The sequence below is a fragment of the Parabacteroides sp. 20_3 genome (assembly GCF_964238835.1).
GTDB classification, from domain to species: domain Bacteria; phylum Bacteroidota; class Bacteroidia; order Bacteroidales; family Tannerellaceae; genus Parabacteroides; species Parabacteroides distasonis.
Genome location: NZ_CAXSNO010000007.1, coordinates 240,679 through 260,365, shown reverse-complemented (window position 1 = coordinate 260,365; position 19,687 = coordinate 240,679). Strand labels below are relative to the sequence as shown.

17 protein-coding genes and 1 pseudogene are annotated in these 19,687 nt (G+C 37.6%); 4 read left to right on the top strand and 14 right to left on the bottom strand.

From position 1 onward, the window contains the following. The first annotated feature begins 9 nt into the window (after positions 1–9). The 4 genes from ACESPU_RS15740 (at position 10) to ACESPU_RS15725 (ending at position 4,682) form a co-directional block, all read left to right on the top strand. Positions 10–948 carry a sugar phosphate isomerase/epimerase gene (locus ACESPU_RS15740; RefSeq protein ID WP_158532352.1) on the top strand — a complete coding sequence of 313 codons (939 nt, stop codon included), beginning with the start codon at positions 10–12 and terminating at the stop codon, positions 946–948. 25 nt (positions 949–973) lie between these two features. Then, positions 974–1,660, top strand: a complete 687-nt coding sequence (locus ACESPU_RS15735) for a LuxR family transcriptional regulator (protein WP_005858717.1) — start codon at positions 974–976, stop codon at positions 1,658–1,660. 9 nt (positions 1,661–1,669) lie between these two features. Next, complete coding sequence (locus tag ACESPU_RS15730; protein ID WP_158532353.1) at positions 1,670–2,251, top strand: LuxR C-terminal-related transcriptional regulator; 582 nt, start codon at positions 1,670–1,672, stop codon at positions 2,249–2,251. Positions 2,252–2,357: 106 nt separating this feature from the next. After that, a complete protein-coding gene (locus ACESPU_RS15725) occupies positions 2,358–4,682 on the top strand; it encodes a TonB-dependent receptor (protein ID WP_146376189.1) in 2,325 nt (774 codons plus the stop codon). 135 nt (positions 4,683–4,817) lie between these two features. Here ACESPU_RS15725 and ACESPU_RS15720 read toward each other — a convergent pair. The 14 genes and pseudogenes from ACESPU_RS15720 to ACESPU_RS15655 form a co-directional block, all read right to left on the bottom strand. Next, a pseudogene (locus tag ACESPU_RS15720) lies at positions 4,818–5,189 on the bottom strand (WbuC family cupin fold metalloprotein). A gap of 14 nt (positions 5,190–5,203) precedes the next feature. Next, complete coding sequence (locus tag ACESPU_RS15715; RefSeq protein WP_121961410.1) at positions 5,204–5,896, bottom strand: PIG-L deacetylase family protein; 693 nt, start codon at positions 5,894–5,896, stop codon at positions 5,204–5,206. Between the two features lie 8 nt (positions 5,897–5,904). After that, on the bottom strand, positions 5,905–7,014 hold the full coding sequence (locus ACESPU_RS15710) for a glycosyltransferase family 4 protein (RefSeq protein ID WP_121961411.1): 1,110 nt from the start codon (positions 7,012–7,014) through the stop codon (positions 5,905–5,907). Continuing rightward, the gene (locus ACESPU_RS15705; protein ID WP_121961412.1) at positions 7,007–7,855 is read right to left on the bottom strand and encodes an NAD-dependent epimerase/dehydratase family protein; all 849 of its coding nucleotides are present in this window, start codon (positions 7,853–7,855) and stop codon (positions 7,007–7,009) included. Before ACESPU_RS15705 ends, ACESPU_RS15710 begins: the two co-directional genes overlap by 8 nt. 2 nt (positions 7,856–7,857) lie before the next feature. Beyond that, entirely contained in the window at positions 7,858–8,991 is a 1,134-nt protein-coding gene (locus tag ACESPU_RS15700) for a biotin carboxylase (RefSeq protein WP_373133493.1), read from the bottom strand. Between the two features lie 10 nt (positions 8,992–9,001). After that, entirely contained in the window at positions 9,002–9,967 is a 966-nt protein-coding gene (locus tag ACESPU_RS15695) for a hypothetical protein (RefSeq protein WP_121961414.1), read from the bottom strand. 3 nt (positions 9,968–9,970) lie between these two features. Next, positions 9,971–10,600, bottom strand: a complete 630-nt coding sequence (locus ACESPU_RS15690; protein ID WP_121961415.1) for a sugar transferase — start codon at positions 10,598–10,600, stop codon at positions 9,971–9,973. A 70-nt stretch (positions 10,601–10,670) separates the two neighbouring features. After that, positions 10,671–11,144: an acyltransferase gene (locus ACESPU_RS15685; protein WP_158563020.1), complete on the bottom strand. Its 474-nt coding sequence runs from the start codon at positions 11,142–11,144 to the stop codon at positions 10,671–10,673. Between the two features lie 396 nt (positions 11,145–11,540). Continuing rightward, entirely contained in the window at positions 11,541–12,701 is a 1,161-nt protein-coding gene (locus ACESPU_RS15680; protein ID WP_121961417.1) for a glycosyltransferase family 4 protein, read from the bottom strand. A gap of 755 nt (positions 12,702–13,456) precedes the next feature. Continuing rightward, the gene (locus ACESPU_RS15675) at positions 13,457–14,077 is read right to left on the bottom strand and encodes a DUF1919 domain-containing protein (protein WP_158563021.1); all 621 of its coding nucleotides are present in this window, start codon (positions 14,075–14,077) and stop codon (positions 13,457–13,459) included. Positions 14,078–14,353: 276 nt separating this feature from the next. Continuing rightward, positions 14,354–15,613, bottom strand: a complete 1,260-nt coding sequence (locus ACESPU_RS15670) for a hypothetical protein (protein ID WP_121961419.1) — start codon at positions 15,611–15,613, stop codon at positions 14,354–14,356. 110 nt (positions 15,614–15,723) lie between these two features. Continuing rightward, positions 15,724–16,812: a glycosyltransferase family 4 protein gene (locus ACESPU_RS15665; protein ID WP_373133492.1), complete on the bottom strand. Its 1,089-nt coding sequence runs from the start codon at positions 16,810–16,812 to the stop codon at positions 15,724–15,726. 47 nt (positions 16,813–16,859) lie between these two features. Further along, on the bottom strand, positions 16,860–17,729 hold the full coding sequence (locus ACESPU_RS15660) for an ATP-grasp fold amidoligase family protein (RefSeq protein ID WP_158563022.1): 870 nt from the start codon (positions 17,727–17,729) through the stop codon (positions 16,860–16,862). Positions 17,730–17,944: 215 nt separating this feature from the next. Beyond that, on the bottom strand, positions 17,945–19,198 hold the full coding sequence (locus ACESPU_RS15655; protein WP_121961422.1) for an oligosaccharide flippase family protein: 1,254 nt from the start codon (positions 19,196–19,198) through the stop codon (positions 17,945–17,947). Between the last annotated feature and the right edge of the window lie 489 nt (positions 19,199–19,687).

Genomic DNA, 19,687 nt, shown 5'->3' with positions numbered 1-19,687 from the left:
AGACTGTTTATGACATTAAATAGAAGAAACTTTTTAAGAACCTCCTTATCCGGCGCTGCTTTAGCGGTAGGAAGTACGGCCTTGGCCTCCTGCTCTTCCAAGCCGGCAAACACTGCCAAAGGAGAAAAAGGGAGCGACAAGCCCGGCAAGGACCTTGAATTAAAGCTTTCTTTCCAAGAGGGAATCGCCCCGGGTGAAAGTTTGAACGAGAAACTTGATTTTATGGAGAAGTTGGGCGTTGTAGGTTTTGAGCCGGGTGGCGGAGGATTAGCCAGCCGGGTAAACGAGATCAAGCAGGCCTTAAACGGACGTAATATCAAAGTGAGTGCCATTTGCGCCGGCTTCAAAGGCTTTATTCTTTCTACCGATCCAGCCATCCGCAAGGAATGCATGGATACGATGAAAGAGATCATCGCCGCAGCCGGTGAATTAGGTTCTACGGGCGTGATTATCGTTCCTGCCTTTAATGGTCAAGTCCCCGCCTTGCCTCATACGATGGAGACACGGGATTTCCTTTGCGAGCAATTCAACGAGATGGGAACTTTCGCCGCCCAGCATGGGACTAGCGTCATCTTTGAACCTTTGAACCGAAAAGAGTGTTTTTATCTACGTCAAGTAGCCGACGCCGCCTCTTTATGCCGGGATATCAATAATCCGGGTGTACGTTGCATGGGCGACTTCTGGCATATGACATGGGAAGAGACCTCTGATATGGGAGCCTTTATCTCTGGTGGAGAGTATCTCCAACACGTACACGTGGCCAGCCGCAAACGTCGCAGCATGCCGGGTGAGGATGGAGATGCCGACAACTATATCAATGGTTTCAAGGGATTGAAAATGATTGGTTATAACAACTACATAAGCTTCGAGTGCGGATGTCAGGGAGACCGTAACGTGGTAGTCCCCGCCGCCGTCAAGTTATTACGTGAACAATGGGAACAAGCTTGATAAGATGCCTTTAGTATATCCAAATATGCAATTGAGTGAGGTGGTGGAAGAACACCCCTCACTCATTCCCGTAATCAACCGGTTTGGGATTCGTCTCGGGCTTGGCGACAAATCGGTGAAGACGCTCTGTGAAGAACATTCGCTGGATACGGACTTTTTATTGACAGTGATCAATACCTTCCTCAACGAGGAGTATTTTCCGGAGAAGAAGTTACAAACTTTCCATACATCGCAGATCATTGATTACCTGACAAAGACGAACCAATACTATTTACGTTATCAGCTTCCCAATATAGAACGCCATCTAGGTTCCTTTATCTCGATGAGTACGCCAGGCAATCCTACTCTTGGATTGATAGGACGCTTCTTCTCCTCGTTCAAGGAAGAACTCATCGCCCGCATTGAGAAAGATGATAAGATATGGTTCCCCTACTGCATGTCGTTAAGTAAAAAGCTGGGAAAAGAACCGGCGGGAACGATCGATGGATTGCAAATCACCTCCGAGCAACGTACGGAAGATACCATCGAGGCCCTTTTAGCCGACTTAAAAAGTATCATGGTCAAGCATCTTTCGGGAGATTACGACGAGAATTTATGTTATGCCGTCCTCTTCTCCATCTGTAGTCTGGAGAAAGATATCAAACAACACAACCGGATCCGGTATCGAATCCTTACCCCCATGGTCTCGGCCATGGAAAAATTATGTATCTAACGATCTGAAATGCATCGAAACAAACAAATAGCGATCATACTGTCTGATACCCTAAGAAGTATTGGGCTGCAAAGCTTGCTGACCGACTACTTCCCCCCGGTAGAGGTTTGCTATTTTCCAAATTTCGAGATGCTTTCCTCCACAGGAAGCGACACCTACGATTACTATTTCACCGATTCAGATACCCTTGTGCTCAACGCAGATTTCTTCCTCCCGAGAAGAAACAAGACCGCCCTCCTCATCGACAGCACCGAAGAACACGGGGCGCTCTCGTCTATGAACCGTATCACGTTACGTTCCTCCCAAGAGACCATTATCGAGCAATTGCAACAATTATTTACGAGCGACAGCTCCGGCAACACCACTACCGAAAACAACAAGGACCTATCCAGCCGTGAGGTAGACGTACTTCAACTGATCGTAAAAGGCATCACGAATAAAGAGATCGCCGATAAGCTGAACATCAGCTTGAACACCGTCCTTACCCATCGTAAGAACATCACCGCCAAGCTGGGCATCAAGACCGTATCCGGCCTCACCTTCTACGCCATCATGAACGGGATCATCTCCGGCGACGATATCGAACTATAGCGAAGCCAACAAACCAGCTTTCAAAATCACTACATCTAGTGATTGACCATCCTGTTTCTTTACCGTTTCTTCGCGATTGAAAAAATATACTAACAAAAGAAATTCGATGAAGAGACACTACTTAGGTATCATCGCCCTAGGTGCGTTGGGGCTGCAAAATGTATACGCCGAGGACATCAAGGCTAACGAGAACGACACGATAAAAACCTATAACATGGGTGAGGTAATCGTGACCTCATCCACGAAGGAGACAAATAATCTCCGCACGTTACCCGGTTCCGTATCGATCCTTTCCCCACAAATGATCTCCGGCAGGCAGATCGACGCATTAAAGGATATAAGTTCTTTCGTCCCTAACCTATACATGCCGGATTATGGGGCAAAACTAACCTCGGCCATCTATATCCGCGGTATCGGAGCCAGAAGTAGCGGACAATCCGTGGGTTTATATGTAGACAACGTGCCTTATCTGGATAAAAGCACCTTCGATTTCGAGCTGACCGATATCCAGCGCATCGAGGTATTACGAGGGCCGCAAGGAACCTTGTATGGTCGTAACGCCATGGGGGGCATCGTAAATATCTATACCATCTCCCCGTTCGATTACCAAGGAAAGAAACTCTCCCTATCGGCCGGAAGCTACGGGCAATATAAAGTCAAGGCCTCCCATTATGCTAAGTTGAGCGAGACCATCGGATTCACCGCCGCCGCTTACTATGACCATAGCGACGGTTTCTACACTAATGCCTACGATGGGAAAAAGATCGATAAGGAAGACAATGTAGGCGGCCGATTCAAGTTAGAAGGTCGCTTCAATCCGAACTTCCGTGCCTCCTACTCCCTTTCCGTAGATTATACGGATCAAGGAGCGTTTCCATATGGCATGTTCATCGGAACCGGAAATACCGATCACAAGTATGTAAATCCTATCAATATCAACGATCCCAGCTCTTATAAACGGACGGTCATCGCCAATAACCTGTCCCTCGAATACCGGAATGAGCACGTGATACTGAGCAGCACCACCGGTCATCAATATTTCAAGGATGACATGAAGATGGATCAAGACTTCTCCCCTCTCTCGATCTTTACCCTCAACCAAAAGCAAAAGCAAAACGCTTTCAGCGAGGAATTGGCGATCAAGAGCAACACGAGGAATAATTACCAATGGTCCTTCGGACTCTACGGTTTCTACGATGATCTACATACGGACGGTCCGGTCGATTTCAAGGAAGACGGAATTAAGACCGTTCTCCAGCCCGTATTCGATCAATTGAAGAAAGATCACCCTAAGATGCCCTATCTAAAAATACTGGACGATCATCTTTATATTCCGGGTTCTTTCGACACCCCTTCTTACGGCCTTGCATTGTATCACCAATCCACTTATAACAACTTGTTCACGGAAGGTCTGTCAATTACCGCCGGTATCCGCTTGGATTACGAGAAGCAAAAGATGGATTACAATTCTGAGGCTAAGATGAGAATGGGTTTCGGCTTCGTAGAAAACGGACCGGTTATCGACATCGAGAAACTTTTCCCGATCCCAACCACCGTGATGGACGCCAGTGTCTCCCAAGATTTCTGGCAAGTACTTCCGAAAGTCTCTTTAAAGTACGAATGCTCGTCAAACACGTTCACCTATGTATCAGTAGCGAAAGGTTATAAGACCGGGGGCTACAACGTACAAATGTCGGCAGACGTGATGCAAAGCCAGATGCAATACGATATGATGAGCGCTTTCAAGGACATGATGCCGATCGAGGTCAAAGAACCTACCCCCATCGAGGAAGTAGCCGCCTACAAACCGGAGAAAAGCTGGAACTACGAGATCGGTATCCGTAGCGAGTTGCTATTCCAACGCCTAAGCGCAGAATTAACAGGTTTCTATATGGACATTCAAGACGTGCAGCTGACCAAATTCGTGAACAGCGGCAACGGCCGTATCCTCACCAACGCCGGGAAAGCCAAAAGCTACGGTATAGAGGCCTCCTTGCGTGCCCGCATCATCGATGGGCTAACCGCCGACGTTAATTACGGTTTCACCCATGCTACGTTCCGGGATTACAACAATGGGAAAGAGGATTTCAAGAACAACTTCATCCCATATACCCCACGTCATACCTTCAACGTAGGACTGCAATACACCCGCCTGTTCCGTAACGCATGGATAGACCAATTCTCCGCCTCCGCCCAATTCAGCGGTGTCGGAAAGATCTTCTGGACCGAGCGAAACGACATCTACCAGAAATTCTACGGAACGGTGAACGCAAAGGTAGGCGTACGCAAAGGTATCGTCAACGTAAACCTATGGAGCCGTAATATAACGAACACCCATTACTCTGCATTCTATTTCGAGTCGTTCGGAAATCCGTTTATCCAACTGGGTAAGCCCTTCCAGATCGGTGCGGAGGTGGCGATCGCCTTTTAAGCGCAAGCGTTCGATAGAAATAAAAAACGGGAGAGCCGGTTCTTACACCAACTCTCCCGATAACATTATTCTTACTTTTCAGTCTTCGACAGCCTACAGAGCAAGAGCTACAATACGTCTCTTCTAGTAAACGAATCACCCTCTAGATATTCCATCCTTAGCCTCGAATATAACCGATGGCTCAAGCACATTTATCGTATGCCATGTCCCCATTGGAACCTACATGCCATACCTCCCCTCATGAGAGCAAAGCAGATAGCGAGACACCTCCTTAAAAGCCTCCCTATCCCTCTCATATATAATCTCCTCCAGTCTCCCACAAAGGCAAATCACTGTCTCTACTGTATCCTCATGCCTATAGATAGGCACATCTGTGCCCACAGCCAATGCGTTCAACATCCTCTGCGACGTATCAGTTGCCGAGTTACGCAAATCATGGTTTACACGTAGCCGAGACGACTCGGCTGCTCTAGCCAACATTGCGTCCAAAAACACTTTATCAATCATTTATTCCATTCTATTTAATAGAAATCTTTATCATACCATCTCAATACTACCTCAAATGCCTCTGCATAGCCTAATCCCCACTGCCCACCACGTACAGCAGCCAAACCTAATAAATATTCCTCCGAACGGGGATGTGGATACGAACGTATAACACCCCTATACATAGAAAGAGCTTTAACTTTCGCAAGCACCCCCTCTTTTCCAACCTCTACAAAACAATTTGGATTAAAAGTATTCATAGCATTATTTATTTTCCACTCTGTACATGAAGGTACCTCCATATACCAAAACTCCTTAACACGTTTCACTTCAGGACGGCGTTGAAACAAACGTATGGCCTCTTGACACGCCATGGAGGTTTGTAAATGGTCATTATTTGTATCCGCAGGATGATGAGTAATGATAATATCCGGCTCACTTTCCTTGATAGCACTCTCTATAAACTGAACAAGTTTCAAATGCGACACAGTGTTCATTTCTATATTAGGGAATGTTCCTTCATACTTCTTTTGTACACCCAAGAACGATATAGCAGCATCCGTATCACCCTCCAGTTCTATATCTGATGGTCGAAAAGCACGTGCTTTTGCTTCTGTACACATTATACACACATTCACTTCATGGCCTGTATGCGTCCATTTATAGATAGACGCACCAGCCCCCAATACCTCATCATCTGGATGAGCCACTACTAATAGGTATTTCATTGCTTTGTCTATTTTCGTTGTAATATTCTATTGATCTCCTCAATATATATGTTCGTCACAATATTCCGGTCAAATTCCCGCTCCATTTTCTCTCTTGCAGCCTTACCCATTGCAACCTTCTTATCATAAGGGAGATTGATGAACTTTTCTACAGCAGAAACTAACTCATCCACATTCTTACAATGGAATAAAAAACCAGTCTCGTCTTCATCTATTCCTTCTTTTATACCTGGTATATCTGAACCAATACAAACACGCCCCATTGCACTATGCTCAAGAACAACGTTCGTCATACCTTCATAATAACTTGCATGAATTACAGCATGAGCTTTAGAGATAAAAGGCTTCATATTCATCTGAACACCAGCATACTCTACTATACCTCTCTTTTGTAATTCATGTACACGCTGACGATACACATCTTCATCATAATCACCATAGATTATAAAACGTATTTTTGGATATATTGCTTTTATCCTCTCAGCACAAATTAAGAAATCATTAATACCCTTTATCCTTACCAGACGACCTACATAGTTAAAAGTTATGGGTTCTGATTCATTAGGGTATTTTGAATATTCAAAATCATCAAGATTAACCCCAGAGCCGGGAATATCTCTATATGGTATCTTGTTTCGCAAAATACTGTTTAACACATCACGCTCTCTGCTATTTTGATACATCATGCACGATGCTCCTTTAAAGCCCAACTTGTAAAATATTGTTAAACAAATACCAACAATAGGATTGTAATTAGATGGTTCTAACAAGCCTGCATTATTGACAATGTAAGGAATTCTCAATAAACGGCAGGCTATTCCACTATATAAAACACTTTTTGTAGTATAAGACAAAACCAGATCAGGTTGACCTTCCTTGAAAATCTTGTAATATGTACGAATCAGTACCAAATCCTTAAATGGGTTCATTCCCCTTCTATCCATCGTATGGCCTACAAAATGGCATCCTCTATCAACGAAATATGCGATTTTGTTTCCTTTTGGACATACTAAAGTTACATCAAAACCTAATTCTACCAATTTCAGAATGAGTTCACTTCTGAAATTATAAAAGTTATAGTCCTTACACGCAATCAGAAAAATCTTTTTCTTATCCATTAATGGTCTTGTCTATTGTAGTTTGGAAAGACATATTACAATACGAGTTATCTTTGTAGCGAGAAAAATCAATGGAATAATTATCATTAGCAAAAGCACGTTCTGCTTTTGATATAAATTTCATACATATTTTTACCAATAGTCCAAGACCTGGAATGAGAATAGTTTTCTTTCCTAAAGCCTTACGGATAGCAACTATAGTATCGGCTGTAGAAATAGTCTGAGCATTCTGAGGATGAAAATAGCCCCCATCTCCACTCTCTACTAACTGACAAATAAAATTGTCGAGATGCCCTATATAAATCAGACTCTTCACATTTCTGAATGATGGAAAGATAGGGGTCAAAGAAGCTATTTTTTGCAACAATGCAAAATTACCCTTACATCCCTTTCCGTAAACTACTGGAGGACGAACTGATGCAACCTTGAAATTATCATCTTCAAGTTCATGAATACGTTGATCAGCTAAAAACTTGCTTTTACCATAGAAATTCTTAGGAGATTCTTGGTCACGTGAACAAATAGTTTCAGTAGTATCACCATAAACGTTCATTGAACTCATATAGATATACTGCTTTACATAATGCTTCTTAGCTTCTTCACATAGCTCTACAGCAAGATCTGTGTTTATTCTGTAAAACAAATCTTCCATATCGTCAGTTATTTTTACATGGGCAATACCAACGACATTGATTACAACATCTATTCCTGTAAAATCTATATCTTTTGGTTTTTTTTCAAAAGAATCTATGATAACTACATTATAACCAACTTTTTTCAACGCTTGATAATAATGCTCACCGATATAGCTATTCTTGCCATATATAAGTACTTTCTTCATTATTATTTGAAATTATCAAAGTTCTTAATCACCTCATTCCAAGGGCCTCTATCTTCCTTGTCGTAAATATATACGCATTTAGCACCCTTGAAATCTCGTAGCCACTCAGCCAACGAACATATACCTCCTTCAACACGTTTTCCATAGTCAATCACTTCACTCATAGAAGTGAAAGGCTCAAATTCTTTGCGATCGGCAGAATCGATATATCCATTCTCCATACCTTTCACCCATAAATAAGGCAATGGCATACCCGCAAACTTACATGTTGGATTCCAAGCCGAAGCACGGAAGTTCGTTTCCATAAAGTAAAAAGTTCCATCCTTATCAATCAAGAACTCAACCTCAAACACACCGTTAAAACCAATCTCCTCAAACATTGCCTGAAGTCTATCTTCCATATCCTTGTCCGTAAACATAGTAACGTCATGATATGGACTATAATACCCTTGAATAAGGTATTTCCATTTAAGTTGAGTAATTATGTGCATATCCTTACCATTGTTTATCGTATAACCCTCTAATGCCATTTCGTTCTGCTTATCAACAAAATGCTGTACCATTACCCAAGGGCTTGTAATCTTATTCATAGCATTCACCAATTCCTGTTCATCCTTGCAGATAAACACATCAAACTTCCAACTACCAGAGTTTGGAGAAATATCCTTTGTGATAACAGGGTACCATAAACCATTAGGAATAATATCACCTTTTTTGATGACATATGAATCCAAAACATTAAATCCATGACGTTTTGCACACTGCTGGATTTCATACTTATCCATAAACTCATTAATACGACCAGTATGTCCCGCATTATAGGTTATAAATTTATCCTTCCATTCATCATAGTGGAGATCAAAATATCCCACGGACTTATCATCAGAAAATACGACATAAGGTTTCTTTTCCTCTTTGCCATATTTCTCTATCAAGAACGCATATCCTTCTTCAACGGAATCTACACGATAAAGTTCCGATATATATTTACTTTGAGTCGCTACCTCATATCTGCGCCTTACGCTGATATATACAGGGTTTATACCATTCTCGCCAAAAGCGCGAATCATATTAAGTGGATTATAATGTTCCAAAGCGAACACTATAATCAAATGTCCATTGTATGAATTGTTCATAGCAATTATATTAATTCTTGATTATATGAGCCAGATATTCTAATTCCTCTCGTCCATATCGTTGATCAATCGTTATTGGGATGACATATCTTGACAGCCAGAACTCAAAACTGTCTGCCTGTTGTTCTTCACAGATGTAGCTCCACCAGTGACCTTGGAAGTGTTTCGCATTCAGCAAACGTTTTAAAAGGTCATCTTCTTCTACTAAGAGAGGATAAACCATTGGAACCGTATCTTCATCATAGAAACGTACCGCATCAATCTTGTTTATTGATCGAAATAATTCTTCAGCAATCGCAAAATTCTCTTTTCTTTTTTGTTTTATGTATTCATAATCAGTACCATCAAGAATATATCGAGTCAATTTTGACATCTTCATGATATCTTCGACATCAATTCGATGTTCATTTACGCTTCGGGCTTCATACCCTTTACCTTCACAACCATATTCAATTCGTTTTAACAGAAAAGAAGCGGTATCACTTGAATAGCCTTGAGAATAATTTTCTACATATTGCGATACCCCTTTGCCTATAACGTAGGCTCCATCTGGCACCCCAACAAATTTCCTACATGAATACACGTTCATCGCACCTTCTATTGGAGCGCAAAAAAACGCTTGACAATTATCAATGATCGCATGGTTATATGTCATGGACAATATTCTCATCCTTTCATGAGACATAATACCATAGTAGTTTACCAACAAAACTGCATCTTCTTTATTGGCATTAAGATCAATAGGATTAAAATTCTTGTCAATATGATAATACTTTATCTCAACATTCTTACGAAGAAGAAACTCTCTAACAGTATCGCACTGATAAATCGGAAGCCAAATTCTTTTGCAGCCAAAACACCTAAATGCATGTAAAATCGCTGCACGACCTATATTTAGACGAGCAACATCATCATTTTGACAATAGTATTCCAACCCTTTGGGTAATTGAAGTTCTAAAAATGATCCTATTTCCATATTCTATGCTTCTACTTCTTTATTTGTACGAAACTCCGATTCATTAAGTTTGGGAGCTCTAAACTTATCATCAGGACGAGCAAAACCAACAATTAATCCTATTGTGGTATAGAAGATCTTCCAATCCATAGACAATGACCAGTTACGAACATAAAACAAATCAAATTCCGCCATTTCTCTTCGGCTTTGTGACTTCCCTTCATGTATGGCTTCCCATCCAGTTATACCCGGTCTCATAGACTGACGTTCTCGTTGTTCTGATTCTGTCATCACAAGCATCTCCTTGGGCAAGATAGGCCGAGGTCCTATAAAAGACATCTCACCAATTAAGATATTCCAAATCTGGAACAACTCATCTATATTTGTTTTCCTAACAACCTTACCCCATTTCTTTAATCTCAGCTCATCTGGAAGTAGATTGCCATCAGCATCCCTTTCATTAGTCATAGATCTCAGCTTATACAGTGTGAAATGTTTGTTTCGATATCCCACACGCACCTGTTTGAAAATCGGTGATGACTCCGGCGATACGATCTTCACGAAAAGCATACCAGCAAATAATATGAATGCACTTGGTACAAACAAGACTAACGTAAACGTAAAGTCTAAGAATCTTTTTAATAATTTATCCATAGTTTTTATCCCTCAAATCCACACCCATTTAATTCTTTATTATAATAAACACAAATAACGAATGATAGATTTAATACATTTTTGTTATCGTTTCTCGTTTTTGTACTACAATCGAGCCAGACTCGATGTTCCCTTTTATCACACTGCCTGCCGCAATGAGGCAATTGTCTCCAATAGTCGTGCCACGCAATATAACAGTATTGGCTCCTATCCAGCAGTTCTTTCCAATAACGACAGGAGCGGTAATATATTCATTTCTGCGGACTCCATGTTCAGAGTCAAACACATGATCATGGTCATAAATATACACCCCAGGTCCCATTATCGTGTTACTTCCTATGGAGATGCTATTGTGGCACATAAGCATGCTATTACTGTTTATACCCACCATCTTACCGACAGTCAACCTGCCTCCATCTGATGCACTGATCACCGAGCGAGCAGACACAAGAACTCCTTTACCAAGTGTTATTACCCCTCCCCGTAACCTGATATTCACATTGCGATCCATCCTGATATAGGGGTGATAATAAAGCGTTTTCATGTGCATTAACTTTAGACTGAAGCATTTGACATTAGCTCTGAAAGCTAAAAGAATGTCTGTTACAATTTTCATAAATCAAACTATATCATAGATACATAGTATACAATGTATCTTAAACCATATAATAAACCCTCATAATTAGTAAAGAAATTAGCAGAAGTAAATACGATAAAACGATTAACATGCCAAATACAACATTTCCTTACATCTAACATATTCTATCTTGCAATTAGTTAATTAGCATCTATAACAAAATATAAAACAAGACAACTATTCTACTATTGAAACAATACAATTCAACATAATATTAACAAAAATATCAAAATTGAATAAACACAAAAAACTACTATCCAAAGTACACATAACTTTTTGTCAAATCAACACTTAAATTTATATTCATATTAAGTGTGGTAAGATCGACTGTTTTATCTTATCAAAAAAACAACAACGTTTCTTGTCCAATATATCAGATTGGTACTCCTTTGATTTCTGAAAATTGCGATTACAGAGGTTAATCTTTTCTTCAACCGTCAGATTATTTATGGCAATAATCTTTTTAGCTATATCAGAAGGGCTTTTCCTTTTCACCACATAGCAATCATCTATTAACTCCGGAATGCCGGCTGTTCTTGCACCTATAACATGGCATCCTCGGCTCATGGCTTCAATAACACTCCTTGGTAAACCTTCTTGAAGAGAAGGTTGAATATAGATGTCGATCTCATCAAGGAGCTTGAATATATCTTCAAGCGACAATCTACCTGTAAATACAACCTGGTCTTCAACCCTTAATTGGGTAGCCAAACTTTTCAGATGAACTCCTTTGCCATCACCACACATTAGATATCTCACTCTAATTCCTCTTTCATTGAGCCTTGGAATAGCTTTGATGACATATTCTTGTCCCTTGTATCTTACATCTACCGAAGCAGAAGTCATAAGTATCAGAGGTTCGCACTTCTTTTTGGCGTAATGCTCTTTCTTTTTATTCAAGTTATCTTTACTAGTTTCTTTTATGAGAACGTTAGAAGCACCAATACTTAAGCCCTTGCATGGATACCGATTCTGCAAATACTTTTCAGTAACATACAATGCGAAGTCGGCTTTGCCAACGCAATACCTTATCTGTAAATAAAAGTAGGGTGCCATAATCTTTCCTGCTAGTCCATGATTCCAGTATGCATCCCATCCATCACCCATAACCTCCGCTAAATAGGGCTTACCCAAATCTCTGCCAATCCTTGCTGCTGCTATACCCAACATAGTCGGGCAGCGGATTATCAGTAAATCACAAGAGAAAATCAAATCCTTTATGTGTGATTTGAATTGCAACGAAAATGCCGCAGATAGACCATTCACGCCATAATAGGATACAAACAACTCTTCCGCACATTCAAATCCTGCTGGCAGTATGTCAATAGACGTTACCCGAAAACAAGCATGAATGTCTCCAAATACCTGTTTATATCTTTTCACAATAGTAGAGAACTGAGTCCCCACATACAATTTTTCTCTATACTTATAAGCGTGAAAATCACTCACTATTAAAACTTTCATTTTGCTTCCAACCACTTTTTCTATAACCCCTCAGTTTGGGTATACCACTTTAATTAAGATACATTTGCCATCCTATTGCTCCCGAAAAACTGCGAATTTATCCTTTCACTCGCAAAGGGACAGATAAACCGTTCAGTAATTGAGTTGTCTATACTGCAACGACCATCTTTCTTTCATATAAGCGAAAGCTGTTTTCAGAAGTCTTTCAAGTAATTGACAAACTTTTCCTTGTGTATATTTTCATGTCACTCATTCTCAGTTACTGTGCTAGGCGTTGAGATTCTGTCAAAGTAATCCTTTTCTTCTTCATGCAAAACTGTCTTCTGTTTTCTAGCTCTTAAAACCATAGAGGTTCTTACAGTCCCGCTTTTTTTGCTCCTTCAATACAACATTCTCCCTCTGGAGTTTCTCTGCCTGCTTATTCAGAACCGCAATTATCTTTCCAAGTTCCTCACTTCTCCAAATCTATTCGCTACATTCTTATTAAAAGCTAGCAGCCATTTTAAGTTCCATATTGTTTAAATCATGTTGCTGAATATATATGCCGCTAGTCGTTGCTCCTGCTTTGTTACATATAAACAGTCTTTAGCCCCCATTATTATTAGATTCTGAAAAGCGAATAATTCAAAACCATTACTACCAAACGTGGATCCATGAAATTTCAAGTTATAACAGTTAATATCTATATTTTCATAGAAATTAGGCAGACATCAAAATCAGATACTTGCACAGCATTTTATGATATTCATTTATTTTCACAAGGATCCTGTATTAAAAAATTTAACAAGATTTATTCCATAATTAAAAACCAGAGTATCATTTTCAATCTGTCCTTCTTTTTCGAATCCTTTATAGTATACAGCCGATTTTAAATCAGGACGCTTATGGGATGTAAAAACAAATTTATTATATGGCAAGGCATCAAAATCTTGCAGATGTTTTTCTGTACAACCATTCATTTCCGCAAATTTATAGAAGATATTATCCCAATGTATTCTGCTTTTTCTCCTGTTCCACTTCTCAATAGCTTCTTCTTCAGTCTTATAATGAAGAAATACTATTTCCACATCACCTAATATACCAATAGGGACATTAGTCTGAGCCTTTTCTTTCAGATTGACAGAATACTTACTCTCAGTATATTTTATAAACTTTAAAGGCATAGCCATATACTTTCTCAAATCCTTAATCAGCTGAATATAGTCTTCAGGAAAAATATATAACCCTATCGTGGGACTATCATAAGGAAGAGCAAAATACCGATAGCAATGCCCCCCCCAACAGTTATTAGAGATAATTGTTATGTTTTTGTTTTTCAAAAATTTACATCTTATTAGGCCCATGTAAGGATTTGTATAATCCCGTACTCTTGCCATCAGACTTTCTTTTACGTGTCTAAAAATAAAATTCATTATTTAAATATTAAAATGTTTACTTATAGCAAAATCTACCGAACCTATGAAAAATTGATATATAAACGGATATTAGCAAATTATTCAAATGGGAATTTACAAAAATAATATACCCGTTAACACAATCATTCAGAATACATTTTCATTAATAGTTTATACATTATATAAATAAAAGTTTCATTACAAATACTCATAATTAACAACAACATATTCCTTTTTTATAACTCAACTATTAATTGTTCAAATATTATTTATTCTCCTTCTAATCAAACCGACAAAAAGCGTAACAAACCATAATGCTATAATAATCATAGTTTGAGGTTGAATTCCCCAAAAAAAGTAAAACGTTAAAAAAAGTATCGCAAGAACATAAGCACATTTATTATTTGATTTCTCAGAAATATTAATAATTATTTTTATAAATAAAAAAGCGATAAATATTCCAAACAGATGAAAATTAGCTACAAATTCAGACCATATATTAACGTAATAAAAGACTAAAGAAAAAGATTCAGGATCTTTATCTTTACAATAATTAGTAAAATATTGAGTAAAAAAAGACGGTTTATCATTCCATATAGACCTAGGTATATAAAAAAACAAATCAAACAAAAAAGACTCCCCCCTATAAGTCAACATACTCATTCCATTAAGCTGATCATAAATTGCAACTTTTAAAGAATAATGACGACTATAATAGAGAGTATATAAATAATAAAAAGGCACATCCGTTCCTTTTCCTGTATTAATTGTATAATAAATAAAATAATATACACAAACCAAGACCAAAAAGATTGATTTAACGATTGATTGTTTTGCTTTTAAAAAAAAATTACCTTTCAAATATTCAATAAATATCAACACAATTGCAGAAAACACAATAAATGTTCTTTTAAAAGAAAGCCAAGTTATAATTAAAATATTAAGACATATTAATAAATCAGACTTTTTATTCTGTAATGCATAAAAAATCATACAAAAAAAAGAAACATTTAAAGCAGTAAACATAACAGTTTCATGAAATAAATCATCTTCAACAGACATACTATATCTATATGGATAAGCCCATATTCCATAAATAGAAGAGTCTGGCGCTATCAATATACTTAAAGCAGGCAATAACATACAAAAAATAAAAATCATGTTTGTTATTTTACCCAACTGAAAATATTGTATTTTTTTAATAATATCCAGAAATATAACATTTTTATCCTTTAATGAGTTATAATATAGAATAAATATAATAAAACATATTGAAATATCATAAATAATAGCAACATCGCTATCAATCAAAGCATTAAACAAGTTAGGACTTTCATAAAATACAACAATCTGATCTGAAAATAAATGATCAATTATCAAAGATGGAAAATGAAAAAAGAAGAACACTAAAGTAAAAATATAATATGCATTTAATCTTCCGTAAGATATAGATTTTACAGACAGAATAAAGAAAATACTACCCCAAACAAAACACAACAGATCTAAAACTTCAACCATCACAATAGCATATTAATATTAGCGCTAAATTTTGACATATCTCATACACAAAGCAAGAAGTATACACACTATTTAATATATTAAGAGATATTATCTACTATTCACTCATCCTATTTTATCAAATTGATATAGGCTTCTGCAAAAATTGCACTTGAGAATTTCTCCTTCACTGTTAAGCGAGCGTTACGCCCCATCAAAAATGATTGCTCTTCCGATAAATTCAAATACCTTACCACCGTACGACAAAAATCGTCTACGTCTTTAGGATCAAAAAGGAAACCATTTTCTTCATCTCTTACAATCAAAGAATTATCAGCGACAGCGCTCACTATACAAGGTAACTCACAAGACATGGCCTCGATCATAGAATTAGGTACTCCTTCATGTAAAGAGGGTAAACAAAAACAATCAGCCCCTTGATACAATCTGCAAGGATCCTCACTATATCCGTTTAATGAGATCAGATCATCCAATAAATTCTCCGCTATGATCTTCCTCATATTCCCAATCACCTCCTTTACAGAATCGGCCTTACTTTCCAAATCGCCATACCAAGAGAAATGAAAACCAATCACATTTTTGGCCTTTAATTTCTTTATAACCTCCAGTAATATGTAAGGATTTTTTTGTGGCACATAACGAGCTGTTACAATTATTTCTCTTATGGGTCCTAAACACTTCTTTCTCCTTGGATAAAAGTAGTCTGTGTCAATACTGTTATAAATCACATGAATCTTATCTTTCAAAAGGGGACTTACTTTTGATATATACTCTTTTTGATAATACGTGTTGGGCACGATATAATCCGTCACTTCATGGTATAACTTAAATAAAAATGGTTCAAACCAATCTGGCTTCAAAGTAATGTTCCGCTCCCCACAGATAATCAGAGGTCTATTCTTACGATTTATCCAATAAAAAGGAAGTATTTGTACGCTAAAATATTGTATAAAGGAGATAACGACATCATATTTTCTAATCCATAAGAACGTATAAAGCGAAAATATTTTAAGAATTCTCGATGGACAATCGATCGTTTCCCAAACGACACCATCCGGCAAACGATATTGATTACTACGGGAATAAGTAAGCAACGTTATCGCATGTCCTTCCGCATGCAATACTTTTATTAGTTCAAACATCTGACGTTGGGATCCACCACCTCTCATGGAACCGATAAAACATAATATTTTTTTCATTTTCTGTCCGATTAAAGCGATTACTTAAAGTGAAATATCATCTAATATTACTTCGGTAACCTTATCAAATCCCCCAACTTTCGTTCCCAATCACCATGTAACGGTTTCATTCCTCCCCAGTCATAGAATGTAAATTCACCAAAATACAAATGACCATTCACATTAAAGAAATCAACACGTACAAAAGCCAAGTCTTTTGACAGTATAGCTGCCAATTCTTTCATCTTCTCAAAATTATCAGGAACACCATACTCTGGTATCGTCCGCTCAAAACCATGATTGATATTTACAGGTTGAAAATCCATATCATAAAAGTTTTCACGAATAACCTTTCCTTTATTTGTCACATACATATAAGTAGGTTTGCCATTAAAACAAAAGAACTTATAATCATGTAATTCATGGCCAGTACCCTCATTTAAATATGTCTCTGCCAATATAAGCGGTTCTATGTACTTGTAAGGCCATTCACGTAAATGCCAATAATAATTTCTCCTATCCATCGTATTACGATTAAACCGACGATGCAGTGTCTTACGATCAATACCTTTCTTCTTATCGACCAAGATTCCACCGCCACTATCGTGATTAGATTTCAAGAATACACGTTCTGGTAACCTACTAAAATCAATATCACCTACATTTTTCCAGCATCCATAGCAAGGAACTACATATTCCTCGCCTATCAATTGTTTCACATAAGATTTTACCCAATACTTATCCGCCATCATCGTAAATAGAGGGTTATGATAGTTTAATTTCATCCAATTCAATTTTTCATTAAACCCCTTAGGATTATCCCAATCAATAGACTTTCCAAATATCAAATAATAGCGTATTGAAAGATAAAGTTTAGCCGGCATCCATCTCTTTGTACGATAGATTAAAGCATTCAATAATTTTATATACCTAGCCATATCCATTCACATTAATATATAAAGACTCAATACCATCTCATTAAAATAAACAAATCAGTCTTTAAAACAACTCTTTTTACAGACAAAAAAATCTATCAAAAAACCAATTAAAACAATATTAAAGAACTCAATATTTCCTTTTTTTAGAATTATTTGATTAATGTTTAACTTGTTCCGATTTCAATGAAATATTAATAAATTCATATTTATTTTTTCTAACATTTGCTCACATTCAACATTCTAAAAACATACAACCGATAAATTAATTCGACTATATAGGTAATAAGAGCAATAAAAATAAAGCTATACAACGAACGTGTATACCCTGTTATCCAAACTAAAAACAATAAGATTAAATAAGCAAATGTAGTTACTAAAATTGAATAAAAGAAATACCTATTATGCCCAAATGCGATCATAAAATTAGTTGCCAAAAAGACAGATACACCCAAAAATAATGGCACCAATGAAAACAGGCGTAAAGGTATCATATCGATGTGTCGATGTAAGAAAAAGTCCACAATTGATTCCATAAATATATTAAGAAAAGTTACCATCACAAGATTAATAACAAAAACTAAAACCATCGTAATTTTCAGATTCCTCACACTTTTATTCCTAGCAAATTGCGGTAACAACACCGTCGTTATGACACTGGTGGGTTTTGAAATCACCCCCATCAGTTTAAGTCCTAAATCATAAATCACGACATCGCCCATACCGAGAAATACTCCCACAAACATATAGTTAAATTTATTTTTAATAGTACAGACCAAATTCGTCGCTAAAATAGGAGAACATTCTTTTACGTACCCCCATTGCTGTTTGAAGCTAGGCATGACAAAACGGATATCCATTTTACAAAACACGATGTACAGTGCAATCAATCCGGCTAATACATATCCCACACCATAAAATATGGGAACATATAAATAATGACTTTGGTCCTTCACGAAAATGAACACCAAAGAGATAAACACAAACTTGACTATGATAGTCAATAAGGAAACAAACTTCAACTTCTCAATTCCTTGAAAAAAGAATTGAAGAAATAGGAGCTCCTGTAAAGTTAACAGATAAGAGAACAGGAACAACTGCCAATGCGTCCTGTAGTCAGGAATACCCCACACCACTGCCATGTAGACAAAGAAACTGATCCCCCAAAGCAAAAAGCGGGTAGTCAATACGGAAGAAACAATTTCCGATTGTTTCTCCTTATCATCCTGATGAATAGACACGCTCTTAGCACACACTGAATTGGAACCAAATTCAATAAGTAACGTGGCATAACTTACCAACACCTGTGCCGTAAGCACCATACCATAGAGATCCATCCCTAATACACCCACAAGGTAAGGATAGGTAATCAATGGAGCAATTAGTTCAAACCCTTGAACCAATGCCACAAATAAAAAATTATCACAAATAATCTTATAATGCAAATATAATTTTTTAGCTTGTCGCAACATTCTGAATAGCTTATGTTAGTGCCCAATTTTGACATATCCCATACGGAAAGCCACATTACAACACTTCTCTTACAAATTTTGTCAAAAAGTCGGATTGTTTTGAATGTTTTCTGGTATCTTTCAAAAGATAGGAGTCTTCTACAATATTGTTATCTATCCCTGGAGATAGTCTACTTGTTGCTTAAGTTTCGTTAAATCTTTACTGATAACACTCCAGATAATCGTATTGTCCACCTTATATAACCATATATGACAAAATCTCTTAAATCAATGTTCCTTCTCCCATTTTCAATTTGTATATCCAATAAACGATTAATAGCTTCCCCTATAATTCCAGTTACGTTCTACTGTCCGACGCAACAACTTGTTTTGCTCGTAAGCGATGAAATCCCTTTTCTCTCCCAACACTCCTCTATGGTAATGGACAGATCGAGCTCTATCAAGAGATCAATATCGGTTGTGCTTCGTAAATCTCGAAATCTTCACAGA

Coding starts and splice junctions, on each gene's coding strand:
- ACESPU_RS15660 (WP_158563022.1), bottom strand. CDS start 17,729: ATGGCTAGGTATATAAAATTATTGAATGCTTTAATCTATCGTACAAAG.
- ACESPU_RS15670 (WP_121961419.1), bottom strand. CDS start 15,613: ATGGTTGAAGTTTTAGATCTGTTGTGTTTTGTTTGGGGTAGTATTTTC.
- ACESPU_RS15730 (WP_158532353.1), top strand. CDS start 1,670: ATGCATCGAAACAAACAAATAGCGATCATACTGTCTGATACCCTAAGA.
- ACESPU_RS15705 (WP_121961412.1), bottom strand. CDS start 7,855: ATGAAGAAAGTACTTATATATGGCAAGAATAGCTATATCGGTGAGCAT.
- ACESPU_RS15710 (WP_121961411.1), bottom strand. CDS start 7,014: ATGGATAAGAAAAAGATTTTTCTGATTGCGTGTAAGGACTATAACTTT.
- ACESPU_RS15695 (WP_121961414.1), bottom strand. CDS start 9,967: ATGGAAATAGGATCATTTTTAGAACTTCAATTACCCAAAGGGTTGGAA.
- ACESPU_RS15740 (WP_158532352.1), top strand. CDS start 10: ATGACATTAAATAGAAGAAACTTTTTAAGAACCTCCTTATCCGGCGCT.
- ACESPU_RS15690 (WP_121961415.1), bottom strand. CDS start 10,600: ATGGATAAATTATTAAAAAGATTCTTAGACTTTACGTTTACGTTAGTC.
- ACESPU_RS15680 (WP_121961417.1), bottom strand. CDS start 12,701: ATGAAAGTTTTAATAGTGAGTGATTTTCACGCTTATAAGTATAGAGAA.
- ACESPU_RS15655 (WP_121961422.1), bottom strand. CDS start 19,198: ATGTTGCGACAAGCTAAAAAATTATATTTGCATTATAAGATTATTTGT.
- ACESPU_RS15735 (WP_005858717.1), top strand. CDS start 974: ATGCAATTGAGTGAGGTGGTGGAAGAACACCCCTCACTCATTCCCGTA.
- ACESPU_RS15700 (WP_373133493.1), bottom strand. CDS start 8,991: ATGAACAATTCATACAATGGACATTTGATTATAGTGTTCGCTTTGGAA.
- ACESPU_RS15665 (WP_373133492.1), bottom strand. CDS start 16,812: ATGAAAAAAATATTATGTTTTATCGGTTCCATGAGAGGTGGTGGATCC.
- ACESPU_RS15725 (WP_146376189.1), top strand. CDS start 2,358: ATGAAGAGACACTACTTAGGTATCATCGCCCTAGGTGCGTTGGGGCTG.
- ACESPU_RS15715 (WP_121961410.1), bottom strand. CDS start 5,896: ATGAAATACCTATTAGTAGTGGCTCATCCAGATGATGAGGTATTGGGG.
- ACESPU_RS15675 (WP_158563021.1), bottom strand. CDS start 14,077: ATGGCAAGAGTACGGGATTATACAAATCCTTACATGGGCCTAATAAGA.
- ACESPU_RS15685 (WP_158563020.1), bottom strand. CDS start 11,144: ATGAAAACGCTTTATTATCACCCCTATATCAGGATGGATCGCAATGTG.